General features: G+C 60.3%; 7 protein-coding genes. 4 read left to right on the top strand and 3 right to left on the bottom strand.

All coding sequences use genetic code 11. From position 1 onward, the window contains the following. Window positions 1–17: 17 nt before the first annotated feature. Entirely contained in the window at window positions 18–1,568 is a 1,551-nt protein-coding gene (locus tag NG895_RS00135) for a DUF1549 domain-containing protein (protein WP_252850403.1), read from the bottom strand. Window positions 1,569–1,845: 277 nt separating this feature from the next. Between NG895_RS00135 and lacZ the strand changes: the two genes are divergently transcribed. Continuing rightward, window positions 1,846–4,986, top strand: a complete 3,141-nt coding sequence (lacZ, locus tag NG895_RS00130; protein ID WP_252850402.1) for a beta-galactosidase, LacZ type — start codon at window positions 1,846–1,848, stop codon at window positions 4,984–4,986. Between the two features lie 195 nt (window positions 4,987–5,181). Beyond that, a complete protein-coding gene (locus NG895_RS00125; protein ID WP_252850401.1) occupies window positions 5,182–5,790 on the top strand; it encodes a DUF4405 domain-containing protein in 609 nt (202 codons plus the stop codon). Between the two features lie 108 nt (window positions 5,791–5,898). Here NG895_RS00125 and NG895_RS00120 read toward each other — a convergent pair whose 3' ends face one another. Together NG895_RS00120 and NG895_RS00115 are read right to left on the bottom strand one after the other, a co-directional pair. Beyond that, window positions 5,899–6,810, bottom strand: a complete 912-nt coding sequence (locus NG895_RS00120; RefSeq protein ID WP_252850400.1) for a hypothetical protein — start codon at window positions 6,808–6,810, stop codon at window positions 5,899–5,901. A gap of 62 nt (window positions 6,811–6,872) precedes the next feature. After that, complete coding sequence (locus NG895_RS00115) at window positions 6,873–8,504, bottom strand: OprO/OprP family phosphate-selective porin (protein ID WP_252850399.1); 1,632 nt, start codon at window positions 8,502–8,504, stop codon at window positions 6,873–6,875. Between the two features lie 581 nt (window positions 8,505–9,085). On the opposite strand from NG895_RS00115, the gene NG895_RS00110 reads away from it, so the two are divergent. Both NG895_RS00110 and NG895_RS00105 read left to right on the top strand, forming a co-directional pair. Beyond that, the gene (locus tag NG895_RS00110; RefSeq protein ID WP_252850398.1) at window positions 9,086–10,030 is read left to right on the top strand and encodes a LysR family transcriptional regulator; all 945 of its coding nucleotides are present in this window, start codon (window positions 9,086–9,088) and stop codon (window positions 10,028–10,030) included. 110 nt (window positions 10,031–10,140) lie between these two features. Then, a complete protein-coding gene (locus tag NG895_RS00105) occupies window positions 10,141–14,820 on the top strand; it encodes a glutamate synthase-related protein (RefSeq protein ID WP_252850397.1) in 4,680 nt (1,559 codons plus the stop codon). The last annotated feature ends 36 nt before the right edge of the window (window positions 14,821–14,856 follow it).

Genomic DNA, 14,856 nt, shown 5'->3' with positions numbered 1-14,856 from the left:
AACCGATTGACGCTGAACTATCTTCGGAAGGCGAACTCGGTGCTATTGACGAGTGCCCACAACAGATCGCTCAGGGCTCGCATGCGTTGTTCGTCGCCTTCTGTGTCTTGCAGCATCGTTTCGCACGACTCGCGTTCTAACGAATCGGGCTCGCGGGCCAACGTGGCCAGAAACAGCGTGGTCACCTGGTCGCCCGACCTCATGTACGGCGCGGTCAGCGCGGTGAGCAATCGGCCTTGTTGGTGGTCGGTCAGTCCCGTGGTCGTGGGGCCGTTCATTAGTAGCAACGCCTGCAGCGTGCCGGCGTGGTACTCCAGTGGATCTTCCGACGGGCTCCGCATCCGACGGACGAACTCGGCTCGCACGGGATCTTCGGTCAATTGGTCGCCCGTGGACGGGAACATGGAGCCCGACATCGTGGGCGACAATAAGGCCACGCTGTCGTAAAACTGTTCGGGCGTCAGCGGCTTGGGTTGCATCACCGCGAAGTAATGCGGATCGGGCGGTGCGGGATGTTCGCCCGACAGCCCGTATGCCTGGGTGGAGGCCAGCACTCGCCACAGGTTGGCCAGGTCGAACTGCGTGGCCACGAAGTAGTCGGCCAGCTCGTCTAGTAGGTCGGCGTGAATGGACGACTGCTGCTCGCGGGGCAAATCGATGTCCGTGACCAGCGGCTGCCCAAACAAGTGGGTCCATGACCAGTTGACGGCCGCACGGCTGAACAGGCGGTTGTCGCGTTCGGTCATCCAGATGGTGAGCTGCACTCGCCGCGAACGTCGATCGCTATCTTCCACCACTGGGCCGCCAGGGAACTTGGGCGGAATCACCTCGGTGGTGTCGGGCAGCATCACTTCGCCGGAGTCCTTATCGCGCACCTGCAAGTTGGCGTTCATCTGCATGGCCTCGCTGCCATCGATGCGGGCGAAGAATGCGGCCAGGCCCCAGAAATCTCGCTGCTTCCAGTCGGCAAACGGATGGTCGTGGCATTGCGCACACTCGAGCTTCACGCCCAGGAACAGCTCCGACGTGCTGGCGGCCAGTTTCTCGGGCGCGAAATCGTTGGCGCGGAAGTAGAGTGCAGGACCGAGCTCGTCGCCGCCGGTGGCCAGCAGTCCGCCGACGATATTGTCATACCGCAGGTTCGATTCGAATCGCTCGCGCAACCACTTCTCCAGCGCCACCGACTCGCGCATGTTCGCCTGTTCCACTTCGGGGGGCACAATGCGGTTCCGCCAGGTGGTGGCCATGTGCGTGGCGTAGCGGGGTGAACGCAGTAGCCGCTCGACCAGGTCGATGCGTTTGGTGGGGCTGTCGTCGTCCAGGAACTCGCGGACCTGCGACACCCGCGGGACCACGCCTACCAGGTCGAGATACACCCGGCGGATGAACTCGCTGTCGGTCGCGGCCGTGGCAGGCGTGATACCGGCCTGGGTCCATTCGGCGGCCAGCATTTCGTCCACGCGGGCGGCCATCGCATCTGGATCGGTCGATCCGGCGGCGTCGACAACAGCGGCGCTAAAAATCGACAGGCAAATTACGATAGAGTAAGCAGGTACTCGACTGTTCATGTCCACCTCCTCCGCGTGCTCCCGCCAGCGCGAACCCAAGCCCGCACGGCAAACGTAGGGGAATCCAGCTTCGGGCATCTCCGCCGAAATGGCGGTAAACAGGCCCAAAGAGGACTTCAGTCTACAGAATGTTGCGGCAATACGCGACGAAAAACGACCCATTGGGCCACTTCGCTCTGGCTAGCCCTATATTTGGGAACAGGGGCAATTTATTCTGTAAGCTCTGCAGACTAGGTAACTTACCACCGCTATTCCACCACACTCGAAGGTGAAATTCGTGTCGAAATCCACTACCTATCAGGCGCTGTTTGCAAGTCTCTTCCTCCTACTGCCCGCCGTGGCCATGGCTCAGCACGACTGGGAAAACGAGCGGGTGTTCCGCGTTGGCAAGGAGCTGCCCCGCGCGACGGGCTTCCCGGCTCCCACAGTCGAGCAGGCAATCAAAGCCGACGCGGCCAGCAACCCCTGGGTAAAGTCCCTCAATGGCACCTGGAAGTTCCATTGGTCGCCCGACCCCGATAGTCGCCCGGAGGAATTCTACCAGTCGGAGTTCGACACCTCGGACTGGGGCGACATCAAGGTGCCCGGCAACTGGCAGACGCAAGGATATGGCGTGCCGCTGTACACAAACGTCACCTATCCGTTCAAAGTCGATCCGCCACGCGTGATGGGGACCCCACCTCGCGACTACACCAACTTCAAGGATCGCAATCCGGTTGGTTCCTACGTGCGAACGTTCGAAATTCCCGCCGACTGGGACAGCAAGCAGGTGTTCCTGCAGTTTGGCGCCGTCGACTCGGCGTTCTACGTGTGGGTGAATGGCGAGAAGGTGGGCTACAGCCAGGACAGTCGGACGCCGGCCATCTTCGATATCACCAAGTACCTGGACGAAGGCGAAAACCGCTTGGCGGTGGAGGTCTATCGCTATAGCGACGGCAGCTACCTGGAAGATCAGGACATGTTCCGCCTGAGTGGCATCTTCCGCGACGTAATGCTCTACACCACCGGCAAGACGCACATGCGTGACGTGGCGCTGCACCCTGTGCTCGACAAGAACTACCAGGACGGTGAGTTTTACGCCGAGGTGGAACTGGTGAACTACGCGCCCGACACGTGGCACGTCGATTTGCACGTCGAACTGCGCGACGATGCGGGCAAGGTAGTTGGTAAGTCCGTCACCAAGCATCTGGCAGTCGGACCCGATTCGTTTGTGGTCCGTACCGAGACGATCCCTGTCGAGAATCCCAAGAAATGGACCGCCGAAACACCTAATCTCTACACGGTGGTCACCAGACTGATCGGCATGCAGGGCGAGACGCTCGAAGCCAATAGCTACCGCGTTGGTTTCCGCACGGTGGAAATCGACGATGGTCAGCTGAAGGTTAATGGCAAGCCGATCCTGGTCAAGGGCGTCAACCGCCATGAGCACGATCCCGAAACCGGGCACTACGTATCGCGTGAGTCGATGCTCGTAGACGTCAAATTGATGAAACAGCTGAACATCAACACTGTGCGAACGTGCCACTACCCTGACGATCCGTACTGGTATCAGTTGTGCGACGAACTTGGCTTGTACGTGATCGACGAAGTGAATACCGAGTCGCACGGCATGGGCTACGGCGGCGATTCTCTGGCCAAGCAGCCAAGTTGGGGCCCCGCGCACCTCGATCGGGCCAAGAACCTGTACGGTCGCGATAAGAATCATCCCTCGGTGATCATCTGGTCGTTGGGTAACGAAGCGGGCAATGGCTCGAACTTCGAGAACACCTACGCCTTCTTCAAGAAAATCGACGGCACCCGGCCCGTGCAGTACGAACAAGCGTACGAAGGTCGCGACACCAACAGCGACATCCTCTGCCCCATGTATGCTGGCATCGGTCGCATTAGGGACTACGGCAGTCGACCGCAAACGCGGCCGCTGATTCAGTGCGAGTACGCCCACGCCATGGGCAACAGCGTGGGCAACTTCCAGGATTACTGGGATGCGATCGAGGCGTCGCCCTACCTGCAGGGTGGCTGCATCTGGGACTGGGTCGATCAGGCCTTGTGGGCGGAAGCCCCTGACAATGAACTTGGTATCGAGCGATACCTGGCCTACGGTGGCGACTTTGGCGACAAGCCGAACGACAACAACTTCTGCTGTAATGGTGTAATTCGCTCCGACCGCACGCTGAATCCCCATGCGTGGGAAGTGAAGAAGGTTTACCAGAATATCAAGGTCGAGCCGGTCGACCTGGCCGCTGGCACCGTGAAGGTGACCAACAAGTACACGTTTAAGAACATCGACCAGTACGAAGCGAAGTGGACACTGCGAGTCGACGGCAAAGAGGTCGCCACAGGCGATCTTGGCAAGCTGGACATCGCGCCGGGGGAGAGCAAGGAAGTGAAGCTCGACCTGCGCGAAGTCGATGCCGGCGAAGCGCTGGTGACGGTCTCGTTCCACTTGCCGGAAGACACCGAATGGGCCGAAGCCGGCCACACCGTGGCGTGGGACCAGATGCTGGTGAGTGACAAGGCTAGCGATGACAAATCAGCTGAATTGCCTAACGCTGCCACCGTTGAAGAAAATGGCAAGCAAATAGTCTTTAGGGGTAGCGATTTCGAATTGCAATTCAGTAAGTCCACCGGAGCGTTGACCTCCTATCAGCTGGATGGCAAAGAGTTGTTGGCCGCCCCGCTGGCGCCGAACTTCTTCAAGGTGCCCAACGACAACCAGCGGGCGCAAAACATCTATCGTCGAGACTTCCGCGGTTGGAGGAATGCGGCTGAGCGTGCCGAACTCCAAAGCATAGACACTTCGTCCTCCGCTGGCACTACCACGGTAACATGTAAATGGACGCTACCTACGGCGAGCGACTCCGAGCTAACTGCCGCTTACGCAATCGATGGTGAAGGAAGTGTAGACGTCCACCTGAAGCTCGATCCCAAGCAGCGCGACGAGTACCCGCTGCTGCCTCGCTTCGGCATGATGCTGGCCGTACCGAAGAGCGTCGACCAGATAGAGTGGTACGGCCGCGGTCCGCAGGAAACTTACTGGGACCGCAAGACGGGTGGCGAGATTGCCATCTACCAGACCACCGCCGACGAGATGCCGTACGACTACGTTCGCAGCCAGGACACCGGCAATCGGACCGACGTGCGTTGGTTCACCATCGCCAATAAGTCGGGCCAAGGACTGAAATTCGAAGCGATGAAGGAACCAGTGAGCTTTAGTGCGTTGCCCTACACGCTAGACGATCTGATGAAGGCCACGCATCCGCACGAGTTGCCGCGGCGCGACTTCAACACCGTATTCATCGACTCGCATCTGCACGGCGTGGGTGGCGACAACTCGTGGGGCGCCAAGACGCACCGCGAGTACACGCTGCCAGGTAACCAGTCGCACGAACTGTGGTTCCGACTGTCGCCGCTCGAGTAGCTACTGCCTTCGGTGCTATGGCAGACGTCTTCATCGTGCGGCTTCGCACGGCCGTTTGGGCGGACGCGGACGCTGCGCGACTGCTTTTTGTGTCGAACCTTCACGTATCCTAGCTTCGGCCGACTTGTCGGTCGCAGGAATGTGATTTGCACGCTCATCTGTGTGGCGCAAATTCGGATAACGAAGGATCGAACGATGAAAATCAAGAAAGGGACGGTCAACTTCTCCGTCGACTTGATTGCTTTTCTGCTGTCCACCCTGTTGCTTTCGACAGGGCTCTTAATTCATTACACCTTGCCGCCCGGCTCGGGGCATTTCAAGACGCTGTGGGGACTGGATCGCCACGCGTGGGGCGACGTGCACTTCTGGATGGCGATCGGGCTCGTTGTCGTTATTGGCGTTCACCTGGTGCTGCACTGGCCGTGGATTGTCGCCATGGTTAAAGGCAAGGTCCGCTCGCTGACGCGACGGCGGGTGTGGGTGGCCTGCGTGGGACTGGTCGTCCTGGTGGCCGCGACTGCTGCGCCGTTCTTCGCCACACCACAGGTAACCCCCACCGCTGCCGGCGAAACATCTCATCGGCAGCAACAAGCCATCGAGCACGACGACATGGGCATCCGCGGTTCGATGTCGGTGGCCGAGATCTCGCAGCTCTCGGGCGTGCCGGCGGAGGCCTTCAAACGCGAACTAAGTTTGCCCGCTGACGTCTCACCCGACGAGCGCATGGGCCGATTGGGGCGGGAGTTCCAGTTCGACATGGACAGGGTGCGCGAAGTAATAAAGGACAACTCGCCCGAGCCATAGAGACCAACCCGGCGGTAGGGAATCGCCAAGGTCTGCATAGACTTAGGGCCGTCGATGTTCACGGCATCGACGGCCCTGGTCGTTTTCGCTGAACGCAACTTGGCTTTGCTACTTCCACAAGCTCCAAGGCGACTTTCTCTTGGGCTGCTGTTTCGGCATCTTCGCCTGGGTAACTGGGGGTACCGACTGTTCGCCTTCGGGCTCTTCACACGAGGCGGGGCTAATGCCGAACGCCTGGGCAATGGTCACGCGATACTGTCCGTTGGCCGACCGCGCGGCGGACGCCGGGGCAGGGGGCACTTCGACGGGCATCGCTGGAGGATTCATCTTCAAGGGGATACTTCCGCAGCCATCGCCGCAGTCCACCGCCGAGTCACAGCCGGCACTGCCGCAGCAGCCGCCGGCACAGCTACCCGGTCCATAGCGGTAGCAGCCGTCCTTGATGTCCCACTTGCACTGGCATTTGGTGCACTCGTAGCTTTCGCTTGCCAGCGTGCGGACACAGCGTACATCGCCGCATCGAGGTTGCTGGCAGCAGCCATCCGTGCAGCAATCGCTACCGCAGCAGGTGTCACAGCAGTCGCCGCATCCGGCGGCGTGGCCCTTTTTCTTCAAGAAGTTGAAGATGGTCAGGCCCGAACCACCTTCGGCCCAGGGCCCCACCACGCGGGGCACGCAGATCTCCTCGCACTCGATCTTCCAGCACGACTTCTCTTCAGTAACCTCTTCGACCTTCGACATGCAGACTTTGCCACAGCCCTCATGCAACCGCATGTTCTTCAGCAGAAAACCCTTGCCGCAGCACTCCGAGCGATACTTCTCGTCACAGCAGTCGGGTCCACAACAATCGCTGGGGCAGCAAGCGGGTGCACCGCAGGCCGGTTCGTCGCATGCCGAACCACAGCAGATGGCCGAGGATACCAGGGCATCTGGCAAGGGTGACTGGGCCATGGCGCTGGTTGCAGCGGCCAGCAGGGCAAACGCCAAGTAGTTCACAGCTGCGTATTTGGACGTGGACATTTATCGAGTCTCCATCGGTAGTTGGCTGAGAGCTTGATGTGTTACTTGGAGCGAATGGGAATCTAGAAGTCGCAACGGAAACGCAGCCCAAGCACGTGATAGTCGCCGTCGTCGATACCGCCGGCTGCATTGAGAGAGTTGTCGTAAATGTTCCCGTAGATGTAGTTGAACTGTACGTTAGCGTAGGGATTCCAATACCAATTCATGCCGAATGTGAAGCTATCACCGATGCCGCCCTGAATGTCGTTGTCGGCGAGGTCGAGCCGTGAATAGCGGGCGGCGATCTGCCAAGCTCCCCAGCCGCCGCGAACGCCGTCGCAGCAAGTGTCGACCAGGAAGAAGTTCTCGAACGGCACGACACGGCCCAGGCAACCCGTTTCACGATCCCACGGCATGTGCTCGCCGGTAAGGAAGTACGAAACGTAGAAGTACCCGCCATGGAATTGCAATTCGCTGGCTGCATCTCGCTGCAGCCACACTTGCTCATACTCGCCGCAGAACTGCACTGCCCCGACGTTGATCACATTCTCCAGGCCCAACAGCGAATAGTCGTCCGCCCCGTCGATCACGCCGGTGTCGAGCCAACGCGATACGGTGCGAGCCTCTGGCCGCGTGCGAAAGCGAGCTTCATTGATGCCGGAATCGGCATAGTTTTCCGTATTCTGATCGCCGGCGGTGTCGGCCCAGGTGCCTGATACGGCCACGTGGGCGTAGCCACGGCCGTCGGAACATTCGTCGTACCAGATGGTGTTAGCGAGTCGACCGGCGATCTGGCACTGCCAGTGGTTACTAATGTAGTTTCCCTCGTCTTGGATCAACCGCTGGTTGAATACCCCGTATCGCCAGTTGTACGCCTCATCTTCGGACACTCCGTAGGAGCAGATGCCAAAGCGTCGAGCGTCCTGATTGAACGCCTCGACAACAAAAGGTCGTTCGATGAACACGTTGTAGCGGCTGCTGTTCAGATGGTCCAAGCCATAGGGACGCTTCTGATTGCCGATCAGCAAGGTCCGTAAGATGGGCAGCTCTGTAAGGCCGAGATATACGTCCCGAAACTCTACGTCATTCCCCCCGGCAAACTCCATTTCAACCTTGTAGAGCGTGTTCTTCCACAGGTCTCCCGCCACGCCGAAACGAATTCGACGGAAACCGAGGCGAGCTGCGGGCGGATCGTTGTTGTCTCCCGTCTCGAAGCCGTTTACGCCGGGCGAAGGATCGGGGTAGCCCCACAGGTCAGCGTGTATACGACCACTGACCTTCATGGTCGCACCGCTGTTACCACTCCTGGCGTAGCCTTTGAGGCTCGACTTCAACTCGCCCTGGGCGTCGTCCATTTCGTCGAACTTCTTCTCCAGAGCACTCAAGCGATCGGCGAGCGACTCGTCTGGTTCGACGTCTTCGGTGCTTACTTCATCGCTGGGCGAGACTTCGGTGGAGACCTCGCGAAAGAGATCCTGATTGGCGGCAAATGCTTCCTGTCGCAACTGCGGGGGGAGTGAGTCGGGAGCGTCCACGTCCTGCTCGGCTAGCCAGTCGTAGCCGCTGCTGGCATCGTAAGAGATCTGCTGGATTCCATAGACGTTGGACATTTCCTCGAACGGCCCCCCGGCTTGAGCCATGGCGCCCCAAAATCCAAGGTTGATCAGGATGGTCGCCAGCGCTGACAAATTCATTCGCAACGCGACTGCATTCATGGCTATACGTTCTCTCAATCGGGTCAGTGAATCAGGGACGTGCAACGAACGAGGGGGCTACCCGCAGGCCCGAGGGGGCGGAACCTGCGGATAGAGAGGGTCCGAGCGATTGCCCGATAGTGCGGGCAACAATCACTTAATCGGTTGCAGCAGTGGTGCCGGACGTAGCGAATCGACCGGCTGTAACGGCAAATACCCGGGACTGGCCGCTAGGACTGTTACAAGCGGTACAGCTTGCCAGCGATCTCTTCACAAATGCTTAACATTGCTGAAGAAGGCAATTCTCCGAGATGCGGATGTGGAATACCGCAGCGCTGAGGGTGGGGTGGGAGTTGGCGAGGGGCCGCTGGCTGGGTGTGGCTGATTGACAAGCAGTGCAGGCAGGCTGTACTATTCGTTTTCGGAATTCTGCTGATCGCCGATATTTGCATCCATGATTGTCTTGGCAGATCGGCACCTGCAATAGGCTTATCTGCTTTCAGAGTTCCGACTCGGCGCGTCGCAAGTGGCCCTTCGGTTGGAGCAATCCAGGGAGGTGGACCCACGGCGCCCAACGAGCGCAAAACCTGTTCGAAAATACGATGCACATCAAATCCCTCAAGATATTTTGCGACGTGGTCAAGCACCGCAGCTTTTCGAAAGCTGCGGATGCCAACGGTGTATCGCAATCCAATGCCAGCCAGGTAGTGCTGCATCTTGAGGAACACCTGGGCGTGCAACTGCTCGATCGTTCGCGGCGACCGTTTGTGCTCACACCCGAAGGCGATCGATACTTTGAGGGGTGTCTCGACCTGCTGCAGAAGTACGATGTGCTGGAGGAAGACATTCGCTCGTTGCACGAAGCCGAAGAAGCGCGAGTGAATGTGGCCTCCATCTACTCGGTGGGGCTGGCGCACATGAGCCAGTACCTCCGCGACTTCTCGGCCCAAAACCCCAACTGCAATATCCGCTTGGAGTACCTGCACCCGGATCGGGTACGTGAAGTGGTGGAAACCGAGCAAGCCGACTTTGGCATTACCAGCTACCCGCAGGAGTCGCGACTGCTGGCGGCCGTTGCCTGGCGAGACGAGCCAATGGTGATCGTGGCGCCCCCCACGCATCCGCTCGCATCGCGGGGAAGGGCGCCACTCGAGGCGGTTCGCGGTCAGTCGTTTGTCGCCTTCCAGCAAGGTTTGCGTATCCGCGACGAGATCGATCAGGAATTCGACCTCCGCGGAATCGAAGTCGTAGTAGAGTTTGAGTTTGACAACATTGAAACAATCAAGCGGGCGGTTGAGGTAGGTTCGAGCGTAAGCATCCTGCCGGAGCCGACGGTCGCCCGCGAAGTGGCCCTGGGCACGCTGGTCGCCATTCCGTTGAGTGGTCAACAGCTTTCTCGGCCGCTCGGATTTGTGTACCGGCGCAATCGCGAACTCAGCGGTGCCTCGCGTCGGTTCATCGAGTACCTGCAATCCCACGCCGACGACGAGCTGGTGCTCGCCAAGTCGGTCTCCTCGAGTACCAATAAAAAGACAGTCTTAGCGTAAGAGGTCGCCCGGCGGCGTGCGGCCTCTGGCAGAGTGCGACTCGCAAAGTCGCACCTCGCGGCAGAGCTCTCGCTGGCGGAACCTAAGGATCCCGCAGAAGGACCCAATCCATGGACACCCGACACCAACTCATTCACCTGCCACAAGAGTACGGACTGTACAATCCCGCCAACGAGCACGATGCGTGTGGCGTTGGCTTTGTGGCGCACATCAAAGGCGAGCGGAGCCATCAGATTCTGCTCGATGCCGAGACCGTGCTGCGCAACATGGACCACCGTGGTGCGTGTGGCTGCGAACCCAACACCGGCGACGGCGCCGGCATTCTGACGGCGCTGCCGCACGAGTTTCTGACCCAAGTGGTGAAGTCCGACCTGGGAGTCGACCTGCCAGCGCCCGGGTTGTTCGCCGCCGGCAATGTGTTCCTGCCTCGCGATGCCAAAGAGCGCGAACACTGCAAGAAAGTGGTGAACAAGCTGATCGAAGAGCAGGGGCAGATCCTGGTTGGCTGGCGGGACGTGCCCACCGACACCGACGGTGCCGACCTGGGCCCCACCGCTCGTGCGGCCGAACCGCACATCGAACAGCTGGTTATCGCCGCGGCCGACGGCTTTGTGGGCGACTCGTTCGAACGCCGGGTGTACCTGATTCGCAAGCAAGCCAGCAACCAATTGCGGGCCGATAAGTCGCTCGGCCAGGCCAAGATGTTCTACATCTGCTCGCTGTCGACCAAGGTGATCATCTACAAGGGCATGCTGACCACCGAGCAGTTGTTCAAGTACTATCCCGATCTGGCCGACAAGTCGTTCACCAGCCATCTGGCGATGGTTCACTCGCGTTTCGCGACCAACACGTTCCCGTCGTGGGACCGCGCCCAGCCGCTGCGGTTCATGAGCCACAACGGCGAGATCAACACCGTCCGCGGCAACGCCAACTGGATGTTTGCCCGCCAGGGGGTGGTGGAAAGTGAATTGTTTGGCGACCGGTTGCCCAAGCTGTTTCCCATCATCGAGCCCGACTGCAGCGATTCGGGTACATTCGATAACGCTCTGGAGTTCCTGCTGATGAACGGCCGGACGCTGCAGGAAGCGGTGATGATGATGATTCCCGAGGCATGGCAGAACCACGCCACGATGCCCGAGAACAAGCGGGCGTTCTACGAGTTCCATTCGGCCTTGATGGAACCATGGGACGGTCCCGCTTCGGTGGCCTTTACCGATGGCAAGTACATTGGCGCCACGCTCGATCGCAACGGATTGCGGCCCAGCCGGTACTACGTGACGCATGACGATCGCGTGATCATGGCCAGCGAGGCAGGTGTGCTGCCAGGCATCGAACCGGACAACATCAAGATCAAGGGACGCCTGCAGCCGGGCCGTATGTTCCTGGTCGATTTCGAACAGGGACGCCTGATTCCCGACGAAGAGCTGAAGCACGAGATCGCCAGCCGCCGTCCCTACGGCGAATGGCTGAAGCGTCAACGCATCGACTTAAACGACCTGCGGCCGAACGAAGAGCCGCATGGGTTCAGCCCCAATTCGCTGCTCGAGCGGATGCAGGCGTTCGGCTATACGCTCGAAACGATGCACTTCATGCTGCTGCCGCTGATCAAGGTCGAGAAGGACCCCATCGGCTCGATGGGCAACGACTCGTGCCTGGCCTGTTTGTCCGACAAGCCACGGATGCTGTACGACTACTTCAAGCAGTTGTTCGCTCAGGTTACTAACCCGGCCATCGATTCGATTCGCGAAGAAGTGATCATGTCGCTGGAGTGCTACATCGGTCCCGAGCAAAACCTGCTGGAGACCAGCGAGCAGCACGCCCACCGGCTACGCATTCCGCACCCGATCCTGTCGAACGAGCAACTGGCCGCTCTGCAGCATATGGAAGATGCGGGCGAAGCCGCGCAAGGCTGGAAGACGCGGACCATCGACATCACTTGGTCCCGCAACGCCGGCCCGCAGGGCATGGAGCAGGCACTCGACCGCATCTGCGCCGAGGCCGAGATGGCCATCGACGACGGTTACACCCTCATCGTGCTGTCGGACCGGGCCATCAGTTCCGAACGCGTGCCGCTGAGCTCGTTGCTGGCCACCGGTGCCGTGCATCACCACTTAGTGAAGGCTGCCAAGCGAACTCAAATCGGTATTGTCGTCGAAAGCGGCGAAGCTCGCGAAGTGCACCACCACTGCTTGCTGGTGGGTTACGGTGCCGACGCCATTAATCCTTACTTGGCGTTCGAGGCCCTTTGGCAGGCTCGCCGCGATGGCCTGTTGGATAGCGGTGACCAGCAGATTTCTGAAGGGGAAGCCGGCGAAGGTGAGAACCATCCCGCCGTGGCGGAAGATACCGAGATGTTCAATCCGCTTAGCCGCGAAGACCACGATCTGGTGGCCAAGTACCGCAAGGGTGTCGCCAAGGGCATGCTGAAGGTGATGGCCAAGATGGGTATCTCCACGCTGCAAAGCTACAAAGGCGCACAGATCTTCGAAGCACTCGGCCTGAAGGACGAAGTGATTCAGCGTTCGTTTGTCGGCACCGCCAGTCGCATTCAAGGGGTTGGCTTCGACGTATTGGCCGAAGAAGCGCTGCGGCGTCACGCCCTGGGTTACCCAGCAGCGGGTACGCCCAAACTGCCGGTGTTGCCCAACCCTGGCGAGTACCACTGGCGGGCCGAAGGCGAACGCCACATGTGGGATCCGCAAGCGATTGCCGATATACAGGTGGCCGCCCGCTCGGGCGATCCCGGTGCCTACGAGCGGTTTGCCAGGCACATCGACGCCGATGCCCGCACCCGTTGCCAGTTGCGGGGGTTGCTCAAGTTTAAGACCGACGGCAACGGTGGACCGATTCCCATGGAGGAAGTCGAATCGGCCAAGGACATCGTCAAGCGGTTCTGCACCGGTGCGATGTCGTTCGGATCGATCTCGGCCGAAGCCCACGAATCGCTGGCGATCGCCATGAATCGCCTGGGCGGCAAGAGCAACACCGGCGAGGGAGGCGAGGATCCGGCCCGTTGGACGCTCGACGAAAACGGCGACAGCCGCCGCAGTGCCATCAAGCAGGTAGCCTCCGGCCGCTTCGGCGTGACGATTAACTACCTGACGAATGCCGACGAGTTGCAGATCAAGATCTCGCAAGGCGCCAAGCCGGGCGAAGGCGGTGAACTGCCCGGCCGCAAGGTGGACGACAACATCGCCCGCATCCGGTACTCGACGCCGGGCGTGGGCCTAATCTCGCCGCCGCCGCACCATGACATCTACTCCATCGAAGATCTGAAGCAACTGATCCACGACCTGAAGAACGCCAACCGCACCGCGCGGGTAAGCGTGAAGCTGGTCTCCGAGGTGGGGGTCGGCACGATTGCCTCTGGGGTGGCCAAGGGCTACGCCGACCACATCCTGATCTCGGGCGACGGTGGCGGCACCGGTGCTTCGCCGCTGACGAGTATCAAGCATGCCGGTTTGCCATGGGAGTTGGGTATCGCCGAAACACATCAGACGCTGGTGATGAACGACCTGCGTAGTCGCGTGGTGCTGCAGACCGATGGCGGTTTGAAGACTGGTCGCGATGTGGTGATTGCGGCGATGTTGGGGGCCGAAGAGTTTGGTTTCTCCACCGCGCCGCTCATTACGCTGGGCTGCATCATGATGCGGAAGTGTCACCTCAACACGTGCCCGGTGGGTGTCGCCACGCAAGATCCCGAGCTGCGGAAGAAGTTCAACGGCAAGCCCGACCATGTGGTGAACTACTTGTTCATGGTGGCCGAGCATACGCGACAACTGATGGCCGAACTTGGATTCCGCACCATTGATGAAATGGTCGGCCGGGTGGATTGCCTGAACACGGACGATGCCATCAAGCACTGGAAGGCCGATGGGCTCGATCTGACCAAGTTGCTGCAACCGGCCAAGGGCCCCCGCCCCGACACCGGCACCTATTGCACGATGGCTCAGGACCACGGTTTGGACCTCTCGCTCGACATTCGCAAGCTGCTCGACCTGGCGAAGCCCGCCATCGAGGATGGCAAACAGGTGCGGGCGGAACTCGAGATCGTCAACACGGACCGCACGGTCGGCACCATCTTGTCGAACGAAATCGCCAAGAAATGGGGCCAGGACTTGTTGCCCGACGATACCATCCGCTTCAAGTTCCTTGGCTCGGCAGGGCAAAGCTTCGGTGCGTTCCTGGCCAAGGGCGTGACGCTCGAGCTCGAAGGCGACGGCAACGACTACATCGGCAAGGGACTCTCCGGTGGCCGCGTGATCGTCTACCCGCCGGCGAATTCGAAGTTTGCTCCCGAGGAGAACATCATCGTCGGTAACGTCTGCTTGTACGGGGCGACCAGTGGCGAGGCGTACTTCCGCGGCCGAGCGGCCGAGCGGTTCGGCGTGCGTAACTCGGGCGCCAGCACTGTGATCGAAGGCGTGGGCGACCACGGCTGCGAGTACATGACCGGCGGCCGCGTCGTGATCCTCGGCCCCACGGGCCGCAACTTTGCCGCCGGCATGAGCGGCGGCGTGGCCTACGTCTGGGCCCCGGACCGCGACGCTTTCCGCGTGCAGTGCAACCTGGGTATGGTGGAACTGGAGGACGTGGTGGACGAAGAGGACATCGCCGAGTTGCGAAGCCTGATCGAAGCCCACGTCAACCACACCGGTTCGACGGTGGCCGCCGATGCCCTCGACCGCTGGGACCAGGTGCTTGGCGAGTTCGTCAAGGTGATGCCCACCGACTACAAACGCGTGCTGGAAGAGCGAAAGGCCAACAAGACCGTGGCCGCAGGCGCTTGAACGAGCGTTGGTGTCGTTCCGCCTCTGCCGACGGGA

Source organism: Aeoliella straminimaris (assembly GCF_024054565.1).
GTDB lineage: Bacteria > Planctomycetota > Planctomycetia > Pirellulales > Lacipirellulaceae > Aeoliella > Aeoliella straminimaris.
Note: the sequence above shows the minus strand (reverse complement) of the source record. Positions and strands in the feature narration are given on the sequence as shown.